This window comes from Pseudomonas sp. MN1F, assembly GCF_009391885.1.
Classification (GTDB): domain Bacteria; phylum Pseudomonadota; class Gammaproteobacteria; order Pseudomonadales; family Pseudomonadaceae; genus Aquipseudomonas.
In genome coordinates this window covers 56985-78518 of sequence record NZ_VZII01000010.1, presented here as the reverse complement: position 1 = coordinate 78518, position 21534 = coordinate 56985, and the positions used below count along the sequence as shown (strand labels likewise).

Sequence of the window (21534 nt, the reverse complement as noted above, 5' to 3'; positions counted from 1 at the left end):
TGGTTGCGGGAGCCGGATTTGAACCGACGACCTTCGGGTTATGAGCCCGACGAGCTACCAGGCTGCTCCATCCCGCGCCTGTGAAATCGAATTCTACGGATTTCCCAGCTCATGTCAAGCGATATTATAGAAAACCCTTTTTCGTTCAATCCCTTAGCGCCTACACCTGGCGGCGGCTCAGGCGCGGCGGGGTTTACAAGCCGATTATGGAGCCCTCTGTATCCGCATAGGCGGCATGCGCTACTATCTGTATGAATTTACAGTGGTGGCCGTCATCAATGTCTTTGCGCAAGATCATCCACATCGACTGCGATTGTTTTTACGCCGCCATCGAGATGCGTGACGACCCGCGCCTGGCAGGTCGCCCCATGGCGGTGGGTGGTTCCCCGGACCGGCGCGGGGTGATCGCCACCTGCAATTATGAAGCACGCGCCTATGGCGTGCGTTCAGCCATGTCGTCCCGGCATGCCCTCAAGCTTTGCCCGGACCTGGAGATCGTCAAGCCGCGTTTCGAGGCTTACCGGGAAGCTTCGCGCGAGATTCACGCCATTTTTCGTGACTACACCGAGCTGATCGAGCCGTTGTCACTGGATGAGGCGTATCTGGATGTCAGTGAAAGCCAGTGGTATGCCGGCAGTGCTACACGAATCGCCGAGGACATTCGCCGGCGGGTCGCCCGCACGCTGCATATCACGGTATCTGCGGGGGTGGCGCCAAACAAGTTCCTGGCCAAGATCGCCAGCGACTGGCGTAAGCCCAACGGCATCTTCGTGATTACCCCGGAGCAGGTCGAGGCCTTTGTTGCCGCCTTGCCAGTGGCCAAGCTGCATGGTGTGGGCAAGGTGACCGCAGACAAGTTGAACCGCCTGGGGATCGATACCTGCCTTGACTTGCGTGAGTGGTCGCGGCTGGCGCTGGCGCGGGAGTTCGGCAGCTTTGGTGAACGGCTCTGGGGGTTGGCGCGAGGGATTGACGAGCGTGCGGTGCACAACGATAGCCGCAGGCAGTCGGTCAGCGTGGAAAACACCTATGACAACGACTTGCCCGATCTGGCCAGTTGCCTCGAACGTTTGCCTGAACTGCTCGAAAGCCTTAATGAGCGGATTGCCCGGATGGACAGCAGTTACCGCCCGGACAAGCCGTTCGTCAAGGTCAAGTTCCATGACTTCAGCCAGACCACCATGGAGCAGGCAGGGGCGGGCAGGGACCTGGAAAGCTACCGTCAGTTGCTACGCCAGGCGTTCGCCCGGGGTGGCAAGCCGGTGCGCTTGCTGGGGGTCGGGGTGAGGCTGCGGGATCTGCGCGGGGCGCATGAACAACTGGAGCTGTTCCCGGGCAATTGAAAAGGGGCCGTAAAAACGGCCCCTTCTTTATAGTTACTGCGCGCCGGGATCAGCGACCAACCGGCCGGTGGCCTTGGTCAGTGCCGACAGAAATTCCTGTTGCAGCTCCGGATCGTTGCGTGTGAGCTCGACCAGGCTCTGCTCCATCTCGCTGGCTTCCTCTTCCAGGCCCAGCTCGGACAAGCGCTTGACCCGGTGTACCCATTGGCCGACATCGTCATCCTCGAGGTCATCGAAGATCAGCTCATGGGCCTCGCGCAGCTTGTTGCGCAGGGTGGCGCTGACCAGCAGGCTGGCATCGCCACGCACCGCGGTGTCCTCATCGACCACCTGCAGGTGCAAGGTGCCGACGTGGTTCAGGTGCTGCTCCGAGAACGGGCTGTCCAGCAGGTTCAGGCGCAGCACGCCGTTCCTGTCGGTGGTCAGCTCGTGGGTCATCTTGCCCGCCTTGACTTCGACCAGCCGCTCGCTCCAGGGCACGCTGGTGAACTCTTCGCGCTTGTCCTTCTGTACTTCGCTGATGCCCGCCAGGTTCTGCTGGGCGCGGCCATTGGACGGCGTGTTCATGAACGGATTAAGGCCATCCACGCCATAGCTGAGCCAGTCGTGGGTCATGCTTTGCGGCAGGTTGCCGAGGGCGAACACGTTGACCACGTTGGCCCCTATGCCGGCCACCACGGCTACCGCGCCCAGCGGGATCTCGTAGATCTCCCGCCACGGTTGGTAGGGGGTGTAGCGGTCGTAGCGGCGGGTGACCTCGTACTCGGTCACCTCGAAACGCTTCTGCTCATGGACGCGCACACGCCGTTGCGGAAGCTCCATCACCTTCGGCTCGCCGACATCGATCTGCAGGGTGTGTTCGAGCAGCTTGCGCTCGACGCGCTCCTCATGATCGCTGCGCTGGGACATCTGGTTGGCGCAACCGCTGGTAAGCAGGGCGCCGCACAGTGCGGCGCCCCCCAGGGTAAAGGTACTTCGCTTGGACATGATTACTCGTGCATTGATTATCAGCGGCGAACGCGGGCCTGCAGGAAGGTCAGCACTTCATTGAGCGGCAGCGGGTGAGCTTCCGACTCGGTGCGGTGCTTGTACTCCAGGTTGCCGTCGGCCAGGCCGCGGTCGCTGACGACGATGCGGTGTGGAATGCCGATCAGCTCCATGTCGGCGAACTTGATGCCGGGGCTGGTCTTCTTGTCGCGGTCGTCCAGCAGCACCTCGTAGCCGGCCGCGGTCAGTTCGGCGTACAGCTTGTCGGTTGCTTCGCGGACGACCTCGGTTTCGTAACGCAGGGGGACCAGGGCGATCTGGAACGGTGCCAGGGCGTCGTTCCAGATGATGCCTTTGTCGTCGTAGCTCTGCTCGATGGCGGCGGCGACCACGCGGGACACACCAATGCCGTAACAGCCCATGGACAGGGTAACCGGCTTGCCGTTCTCCCCCAGGACCTGGCACTTGAGTGCCTCGCTGTATTTGGTGCCGAGCTGGAAGATATGGCCAACTTCGATGCCGCGCTTGATTACCAGGGTACCCTGGCCGTCCGGGCTTGGGTCACCTTCGACGACATTGCGCAGGTCGGCAACTTGTGGAACTGGCAGGTCACGCTCCCAGTTCACGCCGAAGTAGTGTTTGTCGTCGATATTGGCGCCGATGCCGAAGTCGCTCATCAGGGCGACCGAGCGGTCGATCACGATTTCCAGTGGCAGGTTCAGCGGGCCGAGCGAACCGGCACCGGCACCAATGGCCGCGCGCAGTTCGGCGTCGGTGGCCATGACCAGCGGGTCGGCAACCTGTTCCAGCTTGGCGGCCTTGATTTCGTTGAGTTCGTGATCGCCACGGACGATCAGGGCAACCAGCTTGCCCTCTTCGGCACCGCGCACGATCAGGGTCTTGACGGTCTTTTCGATCGCCAGGCCGTGGTTTTCCACCAGTTGGGCGATGGTCTTGGCTTCCGGGGTGTCGACCAGGCGCAGCTCTTCGGTAGGCGCAGGGCGCACGGTTTCACGCGGGATGGCTTCGGCCTTCTCGATGTTGGCGGCGTAATCGGAGCTGTCGCTGAAGATCACGTCATCTTCGCCCGACTCGGCCAGGACGTGGAATTCGTGGGAGTAGCTGCCACCGATGGAGCCGGTGTCGGCCTGCACTGGGCGGAAGTCCAGGCCCAGGCGGGTAAAGATGTTGGTGTACGCCTGGTGCATGCGGTCGTAGGTTTCCTGCAGGGAAGCCTGATCGGCATGGAAGGAGTAGGCGTCCTTCATGATGAATTCGCGGCCGCGCATCAGGCCGAAGCGTGGGCGAATCTCGTCACGGAATTTGGTCTGGATCTGGTACATGTTGAGCGGCAGCTGTTTATAGCTGGACAGCTCGTTGCGGGCCAGGTCGGTGATCACTTCTTCGTGGGTGGGGCCTACGCAGAAGTCGCGCTGGTGGCGGTCTTTCAGGCGCAGCAGCTCAGGACCGTACTGTTCCCAGCGGCCGGATTCCTGCCACAGCTCGGCAGGCTGGATGCTGGGCATCAGCACTTCCAGGGCGCCGGCGGCGTTCATTTCCTCGCGCACAACGTTTTCGACCTTGCGCATCACCCGCAGGCCCATCGGCAGCCAGGTGTACAGGCCGGAGGCCAGTTTGCGGATCATGCCGGCACGCAGCATGAGCTGATGGCTGATGACCACTGCGTCGGCAGGGGTTTCTTTCTGGGTGGCGAGCAAATATTGACTGGTGCGCATGGTTAGCCGTGTCGATTGCCTAAGACGTTGAAATAGCCCCGCATTGTACGGGGGCGAAACGAAGGCGTACAGAATGCCCCAGGGCGTGGCAGTTGTCAGCCAAGAAAAAGCCCGGCAAGTGTGCCGGGCTTTTTCTGGTGCGGAGCACTATAAGCCAGGCTTACAGGATGCTCAGCGGGTACTCGACGATCAGACGCAGTTCGTCGATCGAGTTCGAGCCGTAGTAGACACCGTCGCTGGAGCGGTAGGTGGCCTGACGAACGCGGAAGCTCAGGTCTTTGGCCGGGCCTTCCTGCAGGACGTACTTGACGTCTACGTCGCGTTCCCATTCCGAGCCATTGTTGGTGCCAGTGACATGGGCGTCGGTGCCGCGTACATAACGGGTCATGAAGGTCAGGCCCGGGATGCCGTATTCGGCGAAGTTCAGGTCGTAGCGAGCCTGCCAGGACTTCTCGTTTTCCGCGTTGAAGTCGGAACGGGCAACGGAGTTGGCCAGGAAGATGGTACCGCCACCGTCGACACCATAGCCATAGTCGCCGTCGCCGGAGATTTTCTGATAGGCCAGGGTAAAGGTGTGAGCGCCGATGTTGTAAGCACCGGACAGGCTGTACGCGCGGTTGTCCAGTTTGCCGCCATCGAAGGACTCGTATTTGGCCGAACCATCACTCTTGGTGTCATAGATGTTGAAGTCGAACACCAAGCCCTGCTTGTCGGAAATCGGCAGCGCCCAGTTCACGTTGGCGTAGTACTTGCGCCAGTAGTCTTCGACCTTGGAGTAGTACAGGCTGGTGGACAGGTTGTCGGTGAAGGCGTAGGTACCACCGACAACGTCGGCCTTTGTCAGGTTCAGGCTGTCGTGGTTGGTCTCGGCCTGGGCGTCCAGCGCGGTGAAGTGACCCGCGTTCAGGGTCAGGCCCTTGATTTCGTTGCTGGTGATCAGGGTGCCTTCGGCCATTTCTGGCAGCAAGCGGCTGTCGTCGGTGGCGAACACAGGCAGGGCGGTGAACTGGTCACCTACTTTCAATACGGTGTTGGAGACGCGGAATTTGACCGCACCGCCGCCCTTGGAGTAGTCATCTTGCGAGCGATCGTCCGAGCCTGTCGGGAACAGGCCGGTATGGGCGCGGCCTTTGCCGCTGTCCAGTTTCAGACCGAGCATGCCGATCGCATCGACGCCCACACCGATGGTGCCTTGGGTGAAGCCGGATTCGTAAGTGCCGACGAAGCCGAGACCGGTCTCTTCGGCGCGGCTTTGGCCGCTGTCGTTGTTACGGAAGTCGCGGCTGAAGTACAGCATGCGAGTCTTGACGTTCAGCTTGCTGTCTTCGAGGAAGCCCTTGGACTCGTCCTGGGACGAGGCCACTGCCATCTGCGAGGTCCCTGCCGCAACGGCCAGGGCGATCATGCTCCACTTCATCACGCGCATCGTGATTTGCTCCTTTGGTTTTTAGGAAGAGTACCGCTGCGTCCAAGTCTTTTAGTTATATGGAGCAGCTCTTTCTTGTTATGTCGGCGGAAATGTATAGCACGCTGACTGTTCTTGGCGATATGGCAAAATTCATCCTTGCGGGAACTTTATGCTCATGTCGCTTTTAGGTATTTCCATGTCGCAAATCACGCCCCCAATTAACCGGGTCGTACAACGCCAGCGCTGTTCCATCGCCGTAAGAATTCTGTAACTACAGATTCTGGCTGGGAAACTCCCTGGTGTACCCAAACTCGCTGTTGTTATTTGTCGCGTCACCTGGTCAATGCAGGTGTCGTGCCGACTTGGCGTGGAGAGAATGCAACAAGCGTGCTCAAAATTAACAACGGTTCATGAAATTTTCACAAAGCAGGCTGCCGAAGGTCGGAAAGTGCCGAAAATACGGGGCGGGAGTTGTCTGATGGTGTGCCAGCTTGAATGGGTAAGGCAAAAGAAAAAGCTGCCATAAAAGTCAGTGTGTTACCGGCAACTGTTGATCCAGAGTCATTGATGTGGGTAGAAGCGTAGTGCCGCACACTTTGGCGGCCTCATTTTGGTGCGAAAAGTAGCGCTGTGTTACCGCCGTTGTGCAAGTCGTGAAGATTCATGGGCTTAAAGCGTGCAGTCACGCGTCCGGCAGCATGCTGGAGCGGTCGAAGCAGGGTATCCTTGGCACATAGGATTATCGGTGGAGGTTGATCGTGTTTGATATGGATTCGCGTTTGCAGCAGGATTCCCTGGTGCTGGGTGACTTTCCGCTGTGCCGCCTGCTGCTCAGCAAGGATGCCAATTACCCGTGGTTCATCCTGGTGCCCAAGCGTGCAGGCGTAAGCGAGTTGTTCGACCTGAGCCAGGAAGACCAGGCGCAGTTGTGGAAAGAAACCACCTACCTGGCCGAAGCGCTCAAGCGCGAGTTTGCGGCAGACAAGATGAACGTTGCCACCTTGGGCAACGTGGTCAGTCAGATGCACATGCATGTGATCGTTCGCCGTCATGGTGATCCAGCCTGGCCAGCGCCCGTCTGGGGCAAGGTGCCGGCTGTCGGGTACGCACCAGAGCAGGTGGAGGCCATTCGTCAGCGTCTGCGTGCGCTGTTGACCCACGATTACCAGGAGCTCTGACATGTCGCCGGAAATGCGCATCATCGAGCTGGAAACCCGTCAGGCGTTCCAGGACGACACGATCCAGGCGCTGAATGATGTGGTGGTCGAGCAGGGGCGGGTCATCGAGCGCCTGCAGCTGCAGATGGCCGAGCTGATCAAGCGTTATGAAGAGATGGTCGGGCAGTACGGCAGCGAAGGGGAGGAGGCGCCGCCACCTCACTATTGATGGGTGGCCGCCCTGGGCTTGCCCCAGGGCGGCGCAGGGTCAACGGCGGTTGACCGCGACCACGTCTTCGGCCTGCAGGCCTTTGTCGCGGTGCATCACCGAGAACTCAACGCGCTGGCCTTCGACCAGGATGCGGTGGCCCTCGCCGCGGATGGCGCGGAAGTGGACGAAGATGTCATCGCCCGAATCGCGGGAAATGAAACCAAAGCCCTTGGAAGTGTTGAACCACTTCACGGTGCCGGTATCACGCTTGCCGGCTTCCAGTGCAGCTCCCTGGCTGGCGCGCGCTTTCTTGCTGCTGCGGGCGAAGCCGGCCACCAGGTGCAGGGTGACAGCCAGCGCGGCGCAGACCAGCGCCGCCAGGTTGCCCATTTCCGGGCGTGCCAGCAGGGTCAGGGTCTGCAGGACCACGGCCACCACCAGCAGGGCGCAAGCCAGGTACTGCAGTTGTTGCCGCGCACCGCGGTAATACAGCGGCACGACCGGGGCCAACAGCAGGTTGAGCAGGCCCAGCAGGGCCAGATAGACCGCGTCGGGTTGCTGCAGGAAGGGTGTTGCGTCGGGTTTCAGGCTGGGCATGAGCGATAGCAGCAAAGCCGCAACGCCCGTCACCAGATGGACGATCTTGAACATGGGTTGGCTCACAGTTGATAAGGCCGATCACAGGAAGAGCTGGCGGCACGGTGCGCATGAGGTGTAAAGCGCGAACACGTGGAGGCCAGCCTATGCACCCGGCAATGAAAGTCCGCACGGGTGGCACCGTGCCTATTTAACAGCAAAGGCGGGGGCTTCTCAAACCGCAGGCGGCAGGTGCCGATGGCTTGCGCTGTGTCATGGGCGCGTTGCGCCAGGTATTGATACAGTGTGAAGGGCCCGCTTGATCATCAAGCCTTATGGAAAGGGGAACTTCATGGCAATCGATATCGGTATCAATGAAGAAGATCGCAAGTCCATCGTCGAAGGGCTTTCTCGCCTGTTGTCGGATACCTACGTGCTGTATCTGAAAACCCATAACTTCCACTGGAACGTCACCGGTCCGTCGTTCCGCACCCTGCACCTGATGTTCGAGGAGCAGTACAACGAACTGGCGCTGGCGGTCGACTCGATCGCCGAGCGGATCCGCGCGCTGGGCTTCCCGGCGCCAGGTTCGTACGCCTTCTATGCACGACACTCCTCGATCAAGGAGGAAGAGGGTGTGCCGCATGCCGATGAAATGATCCGTCAGCTGGTGCAGGGGCAAGAGGCCGTGGTGCGCACTGCCCGCAGTATCTTCCCGGTGGTGGACAAGGTCAGCGATGAGCCGACCGCTGATCTGCTGACCCAGCGCATGCAGGTGCACGAAAAGACAGCCTGGATGCTGCGGGTACTGCTCGACGGTAAATGACCGGCTAATCGTGTAGGGCTTTTCCAAAGGCCCGGCTGACCCCATGCCAGCCGGGCCCTTTCGTTTGTGCGGGAAGGTTTTGCCGCTGCTTTGGGCGCCTCGCTGAGCGCTTCATTGAGCCCCAGTTGATTGAACTGAGGAAGTGGCGCGATGCAAGCAATCAAGCGTGCGGTGAGGGTGGGGCACTGGCCTGGCAAGCAGTGCATCGACCCGTTCAAGACCGATTTCGACATGTTGCAGACTCAGCCGGTATCGCGCTCGGTGCGGCTGAACGGTTTTTCCACCTGTCTGCGCCTGGAGGCGGTGTATTGGGGTATCCTCGAGCAGATCGCCGCAGCGAACCAGTGCTCGGTCAGCGCCGTGCTGTCTTATGTCGATCGCGAAGTGCACCTGCGTCAGGGCGGGGTACGCAACTTCAGTGGGCTGATCCGGGTGATCTGCGTCGCCTGGTTGCGTGATCCTCCGAGTGCACGCTGATCGCCCGGCGGGCTGCGCAGTGTCGGTTAACCATATATAATCCCGCTTTTTGCTGCCCCGGCAGCCAGCGTTGTGGTTGACGAGAGACGTTCATGCCCCTTTATGACTATCAATGTGCTTCCTGCGATCACCGGATGGAGGCGCTGCAGAAGATCAGCGCCGCGCCGCTGACCGACTGCCCGGCCTGTCAGGCGCCGGCATTGAAGAAACTGCTGTCGGTCCCCGGTTTTCGCCTGAGTGGCAACGGCTGGTACGAAACCGATTTCAAGACCGGGGCGAAAAAGAACCTGGCAGGCGGCGACAAGGCCGACTGAGTTGAATTGCAGTAGTCGGGTCTTGCAGTATTAGCCCTCCGGGCGGCCAAGGCCTCCAACGAATACACGAATCACGAGAAGCGAAACCACCATCATGATGCGCAGCCATTATTGCGGCCAACTGAACGAGAGCCTGGACGGCCAGGAAGTCACCCTTTGCGGCTGGGTCCATCGTCGCCGCGACCACGGCGGGGTGATCTTCCTCGACATCCGTGACCGCGAAGGCATGGCCCAGGTCGTGTTCGACCCGGATCGCGCCGAAACCTTCGCCGCCGCCGACCGCGTGCGCAGCGAGTACGTCGTGCAGATCACCGGCAAGGTGCGCAAGCGCCCGGACGGCGCGGTGAACGCCAACATGGCGTCCGGTGCCATCGAGATCCTCGGCTACCAGCTGAACGTGCTCAACGAAGCGGAAACCCCGCCGTTCCCGCTGAACGAATACTCCGACGTCGGCGAGGAGACTCGCCTGCGCTACCGCTTCATCGACCTGCGTCGTCCGGAAATGGCCGACAAGCTGCGCCTGCGTTCGCGCATCACCAGCAGCATCCGTCGTTTCCTCGATGAAAACGGCTTCCTTGACGTCGAAACCCCGATCCTCACCCGTGCCACTCCGGAAGGCGCGCGTGACTACCTGGTGCCGAGCCGTACCCACGCGGGCAGCTTCTTCGCCCTGCCGCAGTCGCCTCAGCTGTTCAAGCAGCTGCTGATGGTTGCCGGTTTCGACCGCTACTACCAGATCGCCAAGTGCTTCCGCGACGAAGACCTGCGTGCAGACCGCCAGCCGGAATTCACCCAGATCGACATCGAGACCAGCTTCCTCGACGAAGCCGAGATCATGGGCCTCACCGAGAGCATGATCCGCAAGCTGTTCAAGGAAGTGCTGGACCTGGAATTCGGCGAATTCCCGCACATGACCTTCGAAGAGGCCATGCGCCGCTACGGTTCCGACAAGCCTGACCTGCGTATCCCGCTGGAGCTGGTTGACGTTGCCGACCAGCTGAAGGATGTCGACTTCAAGGTCTTCGCCGGCCCCGCCAATGATCCGAAGTGCCGCGTCACCGCCCTGCGCCTGCCAGGCGGCGCCAGCATGCCGCGCAGCAAGATCGACGAGTACACCAAGTTCGTCGGCATCTACGGTGCCAAGGGCCTGGCCTACATCAAGGTCAACGAGCGCGCCAAAGGCGTCGAAGGCCTGCAGTCGCCGATCGTCAAGAACATCCCTGAGGCCAACCTCAACAACATCCTCGACCGCGTAGGCGCTGTCGACGGTGACATCGTGTTCTTCGGTGCCGACAAGTTCAAGGTCGTCAGCGAGGCTCTGGGCGCCCTGCGTATCCGTCTGGGTCACGACTTCGAGCTGCTGACCTGCGAGTGGGCGCCGATGTGGGTCGTCGACTTCCCGATGTTCGAAGAGAACGAAGACGGCAGCTTCACCGCGCTGCACCACCCGTTCACCGCACCGAAGTGCAGCCCGGAAGAGCTCGAGGCCAACCCGGCCACCGCGCTGTCCCGTGCCTACGACATGGTGCTGAACGGTACGGAGCTGGGTGGCGGTTCGATCCGTATTCACCGCAAGGAAATGCAGCAAGCGGTATTCCGCCTGCTGGGTATCGAGGCAGCGGAACAGGAAGAGAAATTCGGCTTCCTGCTCGACGCCCTGAAGTTCGGTGCACCGCCTCATGGTGGCCTGGCCTTCGGCCTGGACCGCCTGGTCATGCTGATGACCGGTGCCCAGTCGATCCGTGAAGTGATCGCCTTCCCGAAAACCCAGAGCGCCGCGTGCGTCATGACCCAGGCCCCTGGCATGGTCGACGCCAAGGCCCTGCGCGAGCTGCACATCCGTCTGCGCGAGCAGACCAAGGTCGAGTAATCGGCCCCGGGCGCATCCCGGCGGGTGCGCCCCGGCGCTTCGGCGCAGTATTCCCACGTTCCGCCCTTCGGGGCGGAACCTGTTTCTGTTTCAAGGATTCGGAGTCGTTATGGCTGGTCATTCCAAGTGGGCGAACATCAAGCACCGCAAAGAGCGCCAGGATGCCAAGAGAGGCAAGATCTTCACCAAGTGGATCCGTGAGCTGACCGTCGCTGCCAAGCAAGGTGGTGCCGACCCGGCCTCCAACCCGCGCCTGCGTCTGGCGTTGGACAAAGCCCTGGGCGCCAACATGAGCCGCGACATCATTGATCGCGCCGTGGCCCGTGGTGCTGGCACCAACGAAAGCGACAACGTCGAAGAGCTCAGCTACGAAGGTTACGGCCCGGGTGGCGTGGCGATCATGGTCGAGGCCATGACCGACAACCGCAACCGGACCGCCGCCGCCGTGCGCCATGCCTTCAGCAAGTGTGGCGGCAACCTCGGCACCGACGGCTCAGTCGCCTACCTGTTCGAGCGCAAGGGCCAGATCAGCTTCGCCCCAGGCATCGACGAAGATGCCCTGATGGAAGCCGCGATGGAGGCCGATGCCGACGACGTGGTGGCCAACGATGATGGTTCGTTCGAGGTCTTCACCTCGTTCAACAGCTTCTATGCCGTGCGTAACGCGCTGGAAGAGGCGGGCTTCAAGGCCGCCGACGCGGAAATCGTCATGCAGCCGACCACCAGCGCCGAACTGGACCAGGAGGGCGCCGAGAAGGTGCTCAAGCTGATCGACATGCTCGAAGACCTGGACGACGTGCAGAACGTCTACTCCAATGCACAGATCTCCGACGAGATCATGGAAAAACTCGGCTAAGGTCTTCTGGCTGTTCGTATCATTGGGGCTGCTGTGCAGCCCATCGCCAGCAAGCGCGGCTCCCACGGGATCTCCACGGGCCCTGTGGGGGCCGCGCTTGCCGGCGATGGGCCGCGCAGCGGCCCCAATGGTGTCTATACATGAGTTTTGTACGACAGGCCCTATGACTCTGATTCTTGGTATCGACCCCGGCTCGCGCATCACCGGCTACGGTGTGGTCCGCCAGACTGCTCGTGGTTGCGAGTACGTGGCGTCGGGCTGTATTCGCACCGGCAGCGGCGAGCTGCCTGAGCGGTTGCAGATTGTTTTTCGCGGTGTCAGCGAGATCATCGCCCAGCACGGCCCGGTGACCATGGGCATCGAGCGGGTATTCATGGCGCGCAACGCCGATTCTGCGCTCAAGCTTGGCCAGGCTCGCGGCGCAGCCATCGTTGCCGCCGCCGAAGCCGGCCTGGAAATCGCCGAATACAGCGCCAGCCAGGTCAAGCAGGCAGTCGCCGGCAGCGGCGGGGCAAATAAAGAACAGGTGATGCTGATGGTCATGCACCTGCTCAAGCTGACCCAGAAGCCACAAATCGATGCCTCGGACGCATTGGCCATCGCGATGTGCCATGCCCATACCCGTTCCAGCCTGGTGCCCCACGGCCTGGCCACGGCGCGGCGCCGCGGTGGGCGCTTGCGTCTGTAAGCACTTCATGACCTGATACACATTTTGTCCGGGTGAAACGTTCACCCATAGCATTTGCTGATAGGGTTGAGCGGTCTTCGACCGGCTCCCCAAGAGGAAGGATCGGAACGTGATTGGACGTTTGCGCGGCACCCTGGCGGAAAAACAGCCGCCGCACCTGATTATCGACGTCAACGGCGTGGGCTACGAGCTGGAAGTGCCGATGACCACCCTGTATCGCCTGCCCAAGGTCGGCGAACCAGTGACCGTGCACACGCACCTGGTGGTGCGCGAAGACGCTCACCTGCTCTACGGCTTTGCCGAAAAGCGCGAGCGCGAGCTGTTCCGCGAGCTGATCCGTCTCAATGGCGTGGGCCCCAAGCTGGCGCTGGCACTGATGTCCGGGCTGGAAGTGGATGAGCTGATACGTTGCGTGCAGGCTCAGGATACTGCCGTTCTGGTGCGTGTGCCTGGCGTTGGCAAGAAGACCGCCGAGCGCCTGTTGGTGGAACTCAAGGACCGCTTCAAGGCCTGGGAAACCTCTCCGGCCATGTTTACCCTGGTCTCCGATGGCCCGCTGCCAGTGGCCAGCGAGTCTTCCGCCGAGGCCGATGCGGTCAGCGCCCTGGTGTCCTTGGGCTACAAACCGCAGGAAGCAAGCAAGGCCATCGCCGCGATCAAGGACAAGGCCGGCCTGAGCAGCGAAGAGCTCATTCGTCGCAGCCTTAAAGGGATGATTACCAAGTGATCGAAGCCGACCGTCTGATCGCCGCCAGTGGCCGCGACCGTGAAGAAGTCCAGGACCGTGCGATCCGCCCGTTGCGCCTGGACGAGTACATCGGCCAGCCGGTGGTGCGCGAGCAGATGGCGCTGTTCATCCAGGCGGCCCGTGGCCGCGGCGAGTCGCTCGACCATACGCTGATCTTCGGCCCGCCCGGGCTGGGCAAGACCACCTTGGCCAACATCATCGCCCAGGAAATGGGGGTGTCGGTCAAGAGCACCTCGGGGCCGATCCTCGAGCGGCCGGGCGACCTGGCGGCGATGCTGACCAACCTCGAACCGCACGATGTGCTGTTTATCGATGAAATTCACCGCCTGTCACCGGTGGTCGAGGAGGTGCTGTACCCGGCGATGGAGGACTTCCAGCTCGACATCATGATCGGCGAAGGCCCTGCTGCCCGGTCGATCAAGCTCGACCTGCCGCCGTTCACCCTGGTGGGCGCTACCACCCGCGCCGGCATGCTCACCAACCCGCTGCGCGACCGCTTCGGTATCGTCCAGCGCCTGGAGTTCTACAGCGACAAGGACCTGGCGACCATCGTCAGCCGTTCGGCCGGCATCCTGGGCCTGGCCATCGAGGATCACGGCGCCTATGAGATCGCCCGTCGCGCCCGCGGCACACCACGTATCGCCAACCGCCTGCTGCGCCGGGTGCGCGACTACGCCGAGGTGCGCGGCAAGGGCCACATCACCAAGGCCGTGGCCGACATGGCGCTGAACCTGCTGGATGTCGACGAGCGCGGTTTCGACCATTCCGACCGCCGCCTGCTGCTGACCATGATCGAAAAGTTCGACGGTGGCCCGGTGGGCGTGGACAACCTGGCTGCAGCCATCAGCGAGGAGCGCCACACCATCGAGGATGTGCTCGAGCCCTACCTGATCCAGCAGGGGTACATCATGCGCACCCCGCGCGGTCGCGTGGTTACCCGGCATGCCTATCTGCACTTTGGCTTGAATGTGCCTGGCAGCCTGGGCGGTGCGGGCGAATTTTCCGAGCCAGGCGATGAATGACAGATCAAAACCCGCTTTTCGTGGTCCTACCGCTGGCATGCCGATGGCGCGCTGGCAATTCGACATTAATGAACAAAAAACAGTTGCCGCTGCGGATTGGCAAGCTGAGGAGTAAGCACTAGAGTATGCGCGCGCAAAATGGCCTGGAACCGTTCGCACACCGTTGTCGCGTCTATTACGAGGATACCGATGCCGGTGGCGTGGTGTATTACGTCAATTACCTGAAATTCATGGAGCGCGCGCGCACCGAGCGCCTGCGGCATCTGGGCTTTTCCCAGTCGCAGCTGGCCGAGGACAACCTGCTGTTCGTGGTTCACTCCAGTGAAGCCCGCTATCACGCGCCGGCACGCCTGGACGACGAGCTGAGGGTCACCGCGCAAGTACTTGAACTCAATCGCGCCAGCCTGCGCTTCGTGCAGCAGGTCTGGCGGGAAAAAGATGAAACGCTGCTCTGCGAAGGGCAGTTCCTGGTGGCCGCCGTGCGCGCCGACACTTTCAAACCCCGAGCCATACCCCCAGAGCTGCGCGACGCCTTTGCGGCGGACGGCTCGGGTAATCAATCGAACGCAGGAGAATAAGCGTGGAAGCTAACGTCGTCGACCATACCTCCATGTGGAGTCTGGTCAGCAATGCCAGCGTGGTGGTACAGCTGGTAATGCTGACCCTGGTGGCCGCCTCGGTCACTTCATGGATCATGATCTTCCAGCGCAGCACCATGCTGCGCGCCGGTCGCCGTGCGCTGGATGCCTTCGAGGAGCGCTTCTGGTCGGGTATCGACCTGTCCAAGCTGTATCGTCAGGCAGGCAGCAACCCGGACCCGGATTCCGGTGTGGAGCAGGTCTTCCGTGCCGGCTTCAAGGAGTTCTCGCGCCTGCGCCAGCAGCCGGGTGTTGACCCGGACGCGGTCATGGAAGGCGTGGCACGTGCCATGCGCGTGGCCATCTCGCGTGAAGAAGAAAAGCTCGAGCAGAGCCTGCCGTTCCTCGCCACCGTCGGTTCGACCAGCCCGTACATCGGCCTGTTCGGTACCGTGTGGGGCATCATGAACTCGTTCCGCGGCCTGGCCAGTGCCCAGCAGGCCACCCTGGCCACAGTTGCCCCGGGCATCGCCGAGGCGCTGGTCGCCACTGCCATCGGCCTGTTCGCGGCCATTCCGGCGGTCATTGCCTACAACCGTTTTGCGGCGCGCAGCGAAGTGCTGATCGGCCGTTACTACACCTTCGCCGACGAGTTCCAGGCGATCCTGCACCGCAAAGTGCACACCAGCGAAGAGTAATCAGGTAGAAGCCCATGGCCCGAGTTCGCCACAAACGCAAGCCCGTCGCCGAGATGAACGTGGTGCCCTACATCGACGTGATGCTGGTGCTGCTGGTCATCTTCATGGTGACGGCGCCCATGCTCAACCAGGGCGTGAAGGTCGACCTGCCCAAGGTTTCCAGCGAAGCCTTGCCGCAGGACAACAACGTCCAGATCCTCACCATCTCCATCAAGGCCGACAAGACCTACTACTGGAACCTCGGCAGCGAAGTCGACACCGACAAGCAGATGGACAAGGCCATGACCTTGCCGGACATGACCAGCGCAGTGACCAAGATCATTGCCGCCGGTCGCGACCAGGGCAAGCAGACCCAGGTCTTCATTCGTGGCGACAAGGCTGTCGACTACGGCGCCGTCATGGGCGCCATGGGCGGGTTGCAGAAGGCCGGTGTCGGTAACGTTGGCCTGATTACCGAGGCGCCCTGATGCAACAGCGAGAGCCATCCGCCTCGGAAAGCTACTTCTGGCCCAGTGTCTGGGCCATCGGCCTGCATGTGCTGGTGTTCGCCTTGCTGTTCGTCAGCTTTGCCATGACGCCTGAACTGCCGCCTTCCAAGCCGATTGTTCAGGCTACCCTGTATCAGCTCAAGTCGAAGAGCCAGGCGACCACCCAGACCAATCAGAAGATTGCCGGGGAAGCGAAGAAAACCGCCTCGCGCCAGACCGAAGTCGAGCAGCTGGAGCAGAAGAAGGTCGAGCAGGAGGCCATCAAGGCCGCGGAACAAAAGAAAGCCGACGCCGCTCAAAAGGCTGAGGAAGCACGCGAAGCCGCCGAAGCCAATAAGGCCGAGGAAGCGGCGAAGGCTGCCGAAGCCAAGAAAGCCGCCGAGTCCAAGAAGGCCGAAGAGGCGAAGAAGGCCGCCGAGAAGCAGCAGGCCGACATCGCCAAGAAGAAGGCCGAGGAAGAGGCGAAGAAGCAGGCCGAGGAAGAAGCCAAGAAAAAAGCAGCCGAGGAGGCCAAGAAGCAGGCCGCCGAAGACGCGAAGAAGAAAGCCGCCGAGGACGCCAAGAAGAAAACGGCGGCCGAGGAAGCGAAGAAGAAGGCAGCTGAAGAGGCCAAGAAAAAGGCCGCTGCAGATGCTCAGAAGAAGAAAGCACAGGAAGCGGCCCGCAAGTCGGCGGAAGACAAGAAAGCTCAGGCCCTGGCCGAGCTGTTGTCCGACACCACCGAGCGGCAGCAGGCCCTGGCTGACGAGCAGGGAGACCAGGTGGCCGGCGACTTCGACGACCTGATCCGCATGCGCGCGGCCGAGGGCTGGGCACGTCCGCCTTCCGCGCGTAAGGGCATGACGGTGACCCTGCAGGTCAACATGTTGCCGGACGGTACCGTCACCGGTGTCAGCGTGATCAAGTCCAGTGGCGATGGTCCGTTCGACAGTTCGGCGGTGGCGGCAGTGAAGAACATCGGTCGTTTGACCGAGATGCAGGGTATGAAGCCGAGCGATTTCAATCGTTATCGTTCGTTCAAGATGACATTTACACCTGAGGATCTAGCGTTGTGATTAAACTCCTTCGAGGAATGCTGGTCATGCTCTGCTGCGTGGCTGGCATGGCCATGGCAGAGGAAAAGAACATCCTGGTCACCAGCGGCAGCGATCGGGCCACGCCCATCGCGGTAGTGCCGTTCGGTCTGCAGGGTGGCAGTGTGCTGCCAGAAGACATGGCCGACATCATCGGCAACGACCTGCGCAACTCGGGCTACTACTCGCCGATTCCGCGTCAGAACATGATCAGCCAGCCTACCCAGGCCAGCGAAGTCATCTTCCGTGACTGGAAAGCGCTGGGTGCCCAGTACGTGATGGTTGGCAGCATCGTGCCGTCGGGCGGTCGCCTGCAGGTGCAGTACGCGCTGTTCAACGTCGCCACCGAGCAGCAAGTGCTGACCGGTAGCGTGGCGGGCAGCACCGACCAGTTGCGCGACATGGCGCACTACATTGCCGACCAGTCGTTTGAAAAGCTCACCGGCATCAAGGGTGCGTTCTCTACCCGCATGCTGTATGTGACGGCCGAGCGCTTCTCCACCAACAATACCCGCTACACCCTGCAGCGTTCGGACTACGACGGTGCTCGTGCAGTGACCCTGCTGCAGTCGCGTGAGCCGATCCTGTCGCCCCGCTTCGCGCCGGATGGCAAGCGCATTGCCTATGTTTCGTTCGAGCAGAAGCGCCCGCGCATCTTCGTGCAGAACATCGACACTGGCCGCCGCGAGCAGGTAACCAACTTCGAAGGCCTGAACGGCGCGCCAGCCTGGTCGCCGGATGGTTCGCGCCTGGCGTTCGTGCTGTCCAAGGACGGCAACCCGGACATCTACGTGATGAACGTGGCCTCGCGCCAGATCAGCCGTGTTACCGCAGGCCCAGGCATCAACACCGAACCGTTCTGGGGCAAGGATGGCAACACCCTGTACTTCACCTCCGACCGCGGCGGCAAGCCACAGATCTACAAGCAGTCGGTCAGCGGTGGTGGTGCCGAGCGTGTGACGTTCGTGGGTAACTACAACGCCAACCCGAAACTGTCGGCGGATGAAAAGACCCTGGTCATGATCCATCGTCAGCAGGGCTTCACCAACTTCAAGGTGGCGGCACAGGACTTGCAGCGTGGAAGTGTAAAGATTCTCTCGGAAACGAGTCTTGATGAGTCGCCCACTGTTGCGCCTAACGGCACCATGCTAATCTACGCCACCCGCCAGCAGGGCCGGGGAGTCTTGATGCTCGTGTCGCTTAACGGCCGTGTGAGGCTCCCACTTCCTACCGCTCAAGGCGAAGTCAGAGAACCGTCCTGGTCCCCTTACCTGAACTGATTGCGGCGTAATACGTTTTTGCTTAACACACTGGGGTTTCATTAGGAGTTTCACGATGGAAATGCTGAAGTTTGGTAAATTTGCTGCGCTGGCTCTGGCCATGGCCGTAGCTGTAGGTTGCTCCTCGAAAGGCGGTGACAACGCTGGTGAAGGCGCTGTTGATCCGAACGCTGGCTACGGTGCCAACACTGGCGCTGTTGACGGCTCCCTGAGCGAAGAAGCTGCCCTGCGCGCAATCACCACCTTCTACTTCGAATACGACAGCTCGGACCTGAAGCCAGAAGCCATGCGCGCTCTGGACGTTCACGCCAAGGACCTGAAAGCCAACGGCAACCGCGTTGTCCTGGAAGGCAACACCGACGAGCGCGGCACCCGCGAGTACAACATGGCTCTGGGTGAGCGTCGTGCGAAAGCCGTTCAGCGCTACCTGGTTCTGCAGGGCGTTTCCCCTGCTCAGCTGGAACTGGTCTCCTACGGCGAAGAGCGTCCAGTTGCCACCGGCAACGACGAGCAGTCCTGGGCTCAGAACCGTCGCGTAGAACTGCGTAAGTAAGTTCTTATGCGTATGTGCCGTCGTGCTGTAACCGTCCTCGCACTCAGCCTTCCGCTTTCGGCGTGGGCTGCGGTTCCTGTAGTTGATGACAACGGGGGTGCTTACCCACCTTCCGGTTATGGCACGAGCGGCACCTATGCCGGCGCAGGGGCTTCGACCCCTGCCTCGGCACAGGGCCAGCTGTTCATGCAGTTGCAACAGATGCAGGATCAACTTTCCCGCCAGCAAGGCATCATCGAAGAGCTGCAAAACGATGTGTCGCGCATGAAGCAGGAAAACCTGGAGCGATACCAGGATCTTGATCGTCGCATCAACAGTGGTGGCGCGCCTGCCGCGACCCCCGATAATTCCTCCACCGGTGGTGCACCCGATGCCGCCGCCGGTGCAGCAGCAGGCGCCGCTGGCGCCGCTGCGCAACAACCGGCCGCCAGTAGCGAGCCCGGTGATCCGGCGAAAGAAAAGCTCTATTACGACGCAGCTTTCGACCAGATCAAGCAGAAGGACTTCGACAAGGCCAGCCAGGCATTCAACGCCTTCCTGCGCAAGTACCCGAACAGCCAGTACGCCGGCAACGCCCAATACTGGTTAGGTGAGGTGAACCTGGCCAAGGGCGACCTGCCAGCTGCCAGCCAGGCGTTCGCCCAGGTCAGCCAGAAGTACCCCAAGCACAGCAAGGTGCCAGATTCGCTGTACAAACTGGCTGATGTCGAGCGCCGCATGGGCCATACCGACAAGGTCAAGGGCATCCTGCAGCAAGTCATCACCCAGTACCCCGGCACGTCTGCCGCGCAACTGGCGCAACGCGACCTGCAGAAGCTCTAAGCTGCACCTTTGCAAGAAACCCGCGCCTGTCGCGGGTTTTTTCGTTAGAATCACAACCCTTTTTTTATAAACACGCTGTAGCGGATAACGCCATGTCGAGTCCGCGACAGTGCCTGACGGAGGCGGACAGCCTGTTTAGCTGTCACGCCCGTGGCGAGCATGCAAGACACATTACGCATTACCGAAGTCTTTTACTCTTTGCAGGGTGAAACACGAACGGCTGGGCTGCCCACGGTATTCGTGCGCCTGACCGGTTGCCCTCTGCGCTGCCAGTACTGCGACAGCGCCTACGCCTTCACCGGCGGCACCCTTCGCACCCTCGATTCGATCCTTGAGCAGGTGGCCGGCTTCAAGCCGCGTTACGTCTGCGTCACCGGTGGCGAGCCGTTGGCTCAGCCGAACGCCTTGCCGCTGCTGCAGCGCCTGTGCGATGCCGGCTACGAGGTCTCACTGGAAACCAGTGGCGCCCTGGATATCTCGGGCACCGATGTGCGCGTCAGCCGCGTGGTCGACCTCAAGACCCCAGGGTCGGAAGAGTCGCACCGCAACCGCTACGAGAACATCGAACAGCTGACCCGCAACGACCAGGTCAAGTTCGTCATCTGTTCCCGTGAGGACTATGACTGGGCGGTGTCCAAGCTGATCCAGTACAACCTGGCCGAACGCGCGGGCGAAGTGCTGTTCTCGCCCAGCCATCATCAGGTGAGCGCCACCGAGCTGGCCGACTGGATCGTCGCCGACAACCTGCCCGTTCGCTTCCAGATGCAGCTGCACAAGCTGCTGTGGAACGACGAACCCGGACGTTGATTGAGGAGTGAAAGAAATGACTGAGAAACGCGCGGTAATCCTGCTGTCAGGCGGCCTCGATTCGGCCACGGTCGTAGCCATGGCCAAGGCCGAAGGCTACAGCTGCTACACCATGAGCTTCGACTATGGCCAGCGCCATCGCGCCGAGCTGAATGCCGCTGCCCGCGTCGCCCGCGACCTGGGCGTGGTCGAGCACAAGGTCATCGGCCTCAACCTCGACGGCATCGGCGGCTCGGCCCTGACCGACAGCAGTATCGACGTGCCGGAGACCCCAGGCGAGGGCATTCCGGTAACCTACGTGCCGGCCCGCAACACTGTGTTCCTGTCGCTGGCCCTGGGCTGGGCAGAGGTGCTGGAAGCGCGTGACATCTTCATCGGCGTCAACGCAGTGGACTATTCCGGCTACCCGGATTGCCGCCCGGAGTTCGTCGAGGCGTTCGAGCGCATGGCCAACCTGGCCACCAAGGCGGGTGTCGAAGGGCAGGGCTTCCGCATTCAGGCGCCGCTGCAGAACATGAGCAAGGCGCAGATCGTGCAGGCGGGGATCGCCCGAGGCGTGGACTACAGCCTGACGGTTTCCTGCTACCAGGCCAATGATGAAGGCCAGGCATGTGGCAAATGCGACAGCTGCCGCCTGCGTGCTGATGGTTTCAAGGCGGCGGGTGTCGCAGACCCGACCCGCTACTTTTGACAAAAGGCTGGCTCAGGTATTGATTTCCCGTTAGAAATCAGTATTATACGCGCCACCCAACGGGTCGTTAGCTCAGTTGGTAGAGCAGTTGGCTTTTAACCAATTGGTCGTAGGTTCGAATCCTACACGACCCACCATTATTCACAGCGGTTCGTGAGTGCTAGAGAGGGGGGCTTGCCACAGCCATGTCTAGTCTTGCAGCCGTCTGGAGCGAACCTTAGGCTCGCTTCGGCGTGATGTCAATATGGAATAGCCCGCCACTTATGGCGGGCTTTTTCGTTCCTGGGCCAAAAAACTCAATGACTTAGGGGCTTTGCGGGCCGCT

Annotated in this window: 24 protein-coding genes and 2 tRNA genes; 21 read left to right on the top strand and 5 right to left on the bottom strand. The window is 61.3% G+C overall.

The genetic code is table 11. The features are described 5' to 3' along the window. A tRNA-Met gene (locus F6X59_RS07970) sits at nucleotides 1-77 on the bottom strand. A gap of 207 nt (nucleotides 78-284) precedes the next feature. Here F6X59_RS07970 and dinB point away from each other — a divergent pair. Next, entirely contained in the window at nucleotides 285-1343 is a 1059-nt protein-coding gene (gene dinB / locus F6X59_RS07965) for a DNA polymerase IV (RefSeq protein ID WP_165837361.1), read from the top strand. Between the two features lie 33 nt (nucleotides 1344-1376). Here the strand turns inward: dinB and F6X59_RS07960 are convergent, their stop codons facing one another. The 3 genes from F6X59_RS07960 to F6X59_RS07950 form a co-directional block, all read right to left on the bottom strand. Then, nucleotides 1377-2330: a hypothetical protein gene (locus F6X59_RS07960; RefSeq protein WP_152955755.1), complete on the bottom strand. Its 954-nt coding sequence runs from the start codon at nucleotides 2328-2330 to the stop codon at nucleotides 1377-1379. Between the two features lie 20 nt (nucleotides 2331-2350). Next, nucleotides 2351-4066: a proline--tRNA ligase gene (locus F6X59_RS07955; protein WP_152955754.1), complete on the bottom strand. Its 1716-nt coding sequence runs from the start codon at nucleotides 4064-4066 to the stop codon at nucleotides 2351-2353. 160 nt (nucleotides 4067-4226) lie between these two features. Continuing rightward, the gene (locus F6X59_RS07950) at nucleotides 4227-5492 is read right to left on the bottom strand and encodes an OprD family porin (protein WP_152955753.1); all 1266 of its coding nucleotides are present in this window, start codon (nucleotides 5490-5492) and stop codon (nucleotides 4227-4229) included. A gap of 740 nt (nucleotides 5493-6232) precedes the next feature. Here F6X59_RS07950 and F6X59_RS07945 point away from each other — a divergent pair. After that, complete coding sequence (locus tag F6X59_RS07945) at nucleotides 6233-6652, top strand: HIT domain-containing protein (RefSeq protein ID WP_346654073.1); 420 nt, start codon at nucleotides 6233-6235, stop codon at nucleotides 6650-6652. 1 nt (nucleotide 6653) lies between these two features. Then, nucleotides 6654-6860 carry a SlyX family protein gene (locus F6X59_RS07940; RefSeq protein ID WP_152955752.1) on the top strand — a complete coding sequence of 69 codons (207 nt, stop codon included), beginning with the start codon at nucleotides 6654-6656 and terminating at the stop codon, nucleotides 6858-6860. Between the two features lie 39 nt (nucleotides 6861-6899). Here the strand turns inward: F6X59_RS07940 and F6X59_RS28820 are convergent, their stop codons facing one another. Further along, nucleotides 6900-7493 carry a cold shock domain-containing protein gene (locus tag F6X59_RS28820; protein ID WP_152955751.1) on the bottom strand — a complete coding sequence of 198 codons (594 nt, stop codon included), beginning with the start codon at nucleotides 7491-7493 and terminating at the stop codon, nucleotides 6900-6902. 277 nt (nucleotides 7494-7770) lie between these two features. On the opposite strand from F6X59_RS28820, the gene F6X59_RS07930 reads away from it, so the two are divergent. From F6X59_RS07930 to F6X59_RS07845, 18 genes are all read left to right on the top strand, one after another. Continuing rightward, nucleotides 7771-8244, top strand: a complete 474-nt coding sequence (locus tag F6X59_RS07930; protein WP_152955750.1) for a Dps family protein — start codon at nucleotides 7771-7773, stop codon at nucleotides 8242-8244. Nucleotides 8245-8394: 150 nt separating this feature from the next. Further along, nucleotides 8395-8721, top strand: a complete 327-nt coding sequence (locus F6X59_RS07925) for a ribbon-helix-helix domain-containing protein (protein WP_152955749.1) — start codon at nucleotides 8395-8397, stop codon at nucleotides 8719-8721. 92 nt (nucleotides 8722-8813) lie between these two features. Continuing rightward, complete coding sequence (locus tag F6X59_RS07920) at nucleotides 8814-9035, top strand: FmdB family zinc ribbon protein (protein WP_027919960.1); 222 nt, start codon at nucleotides 8814-8816, stop codon at nucleotides 9033-9035. Between the two features lie 94 nt (nucleotides 9036-9129). Next, the gene (gene aspS, locus F6X59_RS07915; protein WP_152955748.1) at nucleotides 9130-10905 is read left to right on the top strand and encodes an aspartate--tRNA ligase; all 1776 of its coding nucleotides are present in this window, start codon (nucleotides 9130-9132) and stop codon (nucleotides 10903-10905) included. A 109-nt stretch (nucleotides 10906-11014) separates the two neighbouring features. Continuing rightward, nucleotides 11015-11761, top strand: coding sequence for a YebC/PmpR family DNA-binding transcriptional regulator (locus F6X59_RS07910; RefSeq protein ID WP_152955747.1), 747 nt, complete (start codon nucleotides 11015-11017; stop codon nucleotides 11759-11761). Nucleotides 11762-11924: 163 nt separating this feature from the next. Then, the gene (ruvC, locus tag F6X59_RS07905) at nucleotides 11925-12449 is read left to right on the top strand and encodes a crossover junction endodeoxyribonuclease RuvC (RefSeq protein ID WP_027919957.1); all 525 of its coding nucleotides are present in this window, start codon (nucleotides 11925-11927) and stop codon (nucleotides 12447-12449) included. Nucleotides 12450-12558: 109 nt separating this feature from the next. Next, entirely contained in the window at nucleotides 12559-13176 is a 618-nt protein-coding gene (gene ruvA, locus F6X59_RS07900; RefSeq protein ID WP_346653202.1) for a Holliday junction branch migration protein RuvA, read from the top strand. After that, nucleotides 13173-14219 (top strand): Holliday junction branch migration DNA helicase RuvB, encoded by a 1047-nt coding sequence (ruvB, locus tag F6X59_RS07895; RefSeq protein ID WP_346653203.1) that lies wholly within the window; start codon nucleotides 13173-13175, stop codon nucleotides 14217-14219. The genes ruvA and ruvB overlap by 4 nt, the downstream gene beginning before the upstream one ends. A gap of 125 nt (nucleotides 14220-14344) precedes the next feature. After that, the gene (ybgC, locus tag F6X59_RS07890) at nucleotides 14345-14797 is read left to right on the top strand and encodes a tol-pal system-associated acyl-CoA thioesterase (RefSeq protein WP_152955746.1); all 453 of its coding nucleotides are present in this window, start codon (nucleotides 14345-14347) and stop codon (nucleotides 14795-14797) included. A 2-nt stretch (nucleotides 14798-14799) separates the two neighbouring features. After that, nucleotides 14800-15495, top strand: a complete 696-nt coding sequence (tolQ, locus tag F6X59_RS07885; protein ID WP_027919953.1) for a protein TolQ — start codon at nucleotides 14800-14802, stop codon at nucleotides 15493-15495. Nucleotides 15496-15509: 14 nt separating this feature from the next. Further along, a complete protein-coding gene (gene tolR / locus F6X59_RS07880) occupies nucleotides 15510-15962 on the top strand; it encodes a protein TolR (protein ID WP_008090221.1) in 453 nt (150 codons plus the stop codon). After that, on the top strand, nucleotides 15962-17038 hold the full coding sequence (tolA, locus tag F6X59_RS07875; protein WP_152955745.1) for a cell envelope integrity protein TolA: 1077 nt from the start codon (nucleotides 15962-15964) through the stop codon (nucleotides 17036-17038). Before tolR ends, tolA begins: the two co-directional genes overlap by 1 nt. Nucleotides 17039-17055: 17 nt before the next feature. Continuing rightward, the gene (gene tolB, locus F6X59_RS07870) at nucleotides 17056-18336 is read left to right on the top strand and encodes a Tol-Pal system beta propeller repeat protein TolB (protein WP_152955760.1); all 1281 of its coding nucleotides are present in this window, start codon (nucleotides 17056-17058) and stop codon (nucleotides 18334-18336) included. A 55-nt stretch (nucleotides 18337-18391) separates the two neighbouring features. Next, a complete protein-coding gene (gene pal / locus F6X59_RS07865) occupies nucleotides 18392-18889 on the top strand; it encodes a peptidoglycan-associated lipoprotein Pal (RefSeq protein ID WP_023381906.1) in 498 nt (165 codons plus the stop codon). A 6-nt stretch (nucleotides 18890-18895) separates the two neighbouring features. Next, complete coding sequence (gene ybgF / locus F6X59_RS07860; RefSeq protein WP_152955744.1) at nucleotides 18896-19711, top strand: tol-pal system protein YbgF; 816 nt, start codon at nucleotides 18896-18898, stop codon at nucleotides 19709-19711. 159 nt (nucleotides 19712-19870) lie between these two features. Then, complete coding sequence (gene queE, locus F6X59_RS07855) at nucleotides 19871-20518, top strand: 7-carboxy-7-deazaguanine synthase QueE (RefSeq protein ID WP_152955743.1); 648 nt, start codon at nucleotides 19871-19873, stop codon at nucleotides 20516-20518. 16 nt (nucleotides 20519-20534) lie between these two features. Then, nucleotides 20535-21209, top strand: a complete 675-nt coding sequence (gene queC, locus F6X59_RS07850) for a 7-cyano-7-deazaguanine synthase QueC (protein WP_079229346.1) — start codon at nucleotides 20535-20537, stop codon at nucleotides 21207-21209. 61 nt (nucleotides 21210-21270) lie between these two features. Then, nucleotides 21271-21346: transfer RNA gene (locus F6X59_RS07845), tRNA-Lys, on the top strand. The last annotated feature ends 188 nt before the right edge of the window (nucleotides 21347-21534 follow it).

Excerpts from the sequence above, each read along its gene's own strand:
- F6X59_RS07960 (WP_152955755.1), bottom strand. The coding sequence starts at position 2,330 with ATGTCCAAGCGAAGTACCTTTACCCTGGGGGGCGCCGCACTGTGCGGC.
- F6X59_RS07955 (WP_152955754.1), bottom strand. The coding sequence starts at position 4,066 with ATGCGCACCAGTCAATATTTGCTCGCCACCCAGAAAGAAACCCCTGCC.
- F6X59_RS07950 (WP_152955753.1), bottom strand. The coding sequence starts at position 5,492 with ATGCGCGTGATGAAGTGGAGCATGATCGCCCTGGCCGTTGCGGCAGGG.
- F6X59_RS07940 (WP_152955752.1), top strand. The coding sequence starts at position 6,654 with ATGTCGCCGGAAATGCGCATCATCGAGCTGGAAACCCGTCAGGCGTTC.
- F6X59_RS28820 (WP_152955751.1), bottom strand. The coding sequence starts at position 7,493 with ATGTTCAAGATCGTCCATCTGGTGACGGGCGTTGCGGCTTTGCTGCTA.
- F6X59_RS07930 (WP_152955750.1), top strand. The coding sequence starts at position 7,771 with ATGGCAATCGATATCGGTATCAATGAAGAAGATCGCAAGTCCATCGTC.
- F6X59_RS07925 (WP_152955749.1), top strand. The coding sequence starts at position 8,395 with ATGCAAGCAATCAAGCGTGCGGTGAGGGTGGGGCACTGGCCTGGCAAG.
- F6X59_RS07920 (WP_027919960.1), top strand. The coding sequence starts at position 8,814 with ATGCCCCTTTATGACTATCAATGTGCTTCCTGCGATCACCGGATGGAG.
- aspS (WP_152955748.1), top strand. The coding sequence starts at position 9,130 with ATGATGCGCAGCCATTATTGCGGCCAACTGAACGAGAGCCTGGACGGC.
- F6X59_RS07910 (WP_152955747.1), top strand. The coding sequence starts at position 11,015 with ATGGCTGGTCATTCCAAGTGGGCGAACATCAAGCACCGCAAAGAGCGC.
- ruvC (WP_027919957.1), top strand. The coding sequence starts at position 11,925 with ATGACTCTGATTCTTGGTATCGACCCCGGCTCGCGCATCACCGGCTAC.
- ybgC (WP_152955746.1), top strand. The coding sequence starts at position 14,345 with ATGCGCGCGCAAAATGGCCTGGAACCGTTCGCACACCGTTGTCGCGTC.
- tolR (WP_008090221.1), top strand. The coding sequence starts at position 15,510 with ATGGCCCGAGTTCGCCACAAACGCAAGCCCGTCGCCGAGATGAACGTG.
- tolA (WP_152955745.1), top strand. The coding sequence starts at position 15,962 with ATGCAACAGCGAGAGCCATCCGCCTCGGAAAGCTACTTCTGGCCCAGT.
- tolB (WP_152955760.1), top strand. The coding sequence starts at position 17,056 with ATGCTGGTCATGCTCTGCTGCGTGGCTGGCATGGCCATGGCAGAGGAA.
- pal (WP_023381906.1), top strand. The coding sequence starts at position 18,392 with ATGGAAATGCTGAAGTTTGGTAAATTTGCTGCGCTGGCTCTGGCCATG.
- ybgF (WP_152955744.1), top strand. The coding sequence starts at position 18,896 with ATGCGTATGTGCCGTCGTGCTGTAACCGTCCTCGCACTCAGCCTTCCG.
- queE (WP_152955743.1), top strand. The coding sequence starts at position 19,871 with ATGCAAGACACATTACGCATTACCGAAGTCTTTTACTCTTTGCAGGGT.
- queC (WP_079229346.1), top strand. The coding sequence starts at position 20,535 with ATGACTGAGAAACGCGCGGTAATCCTGCTGTCAGGCGGCCTCGATTCG.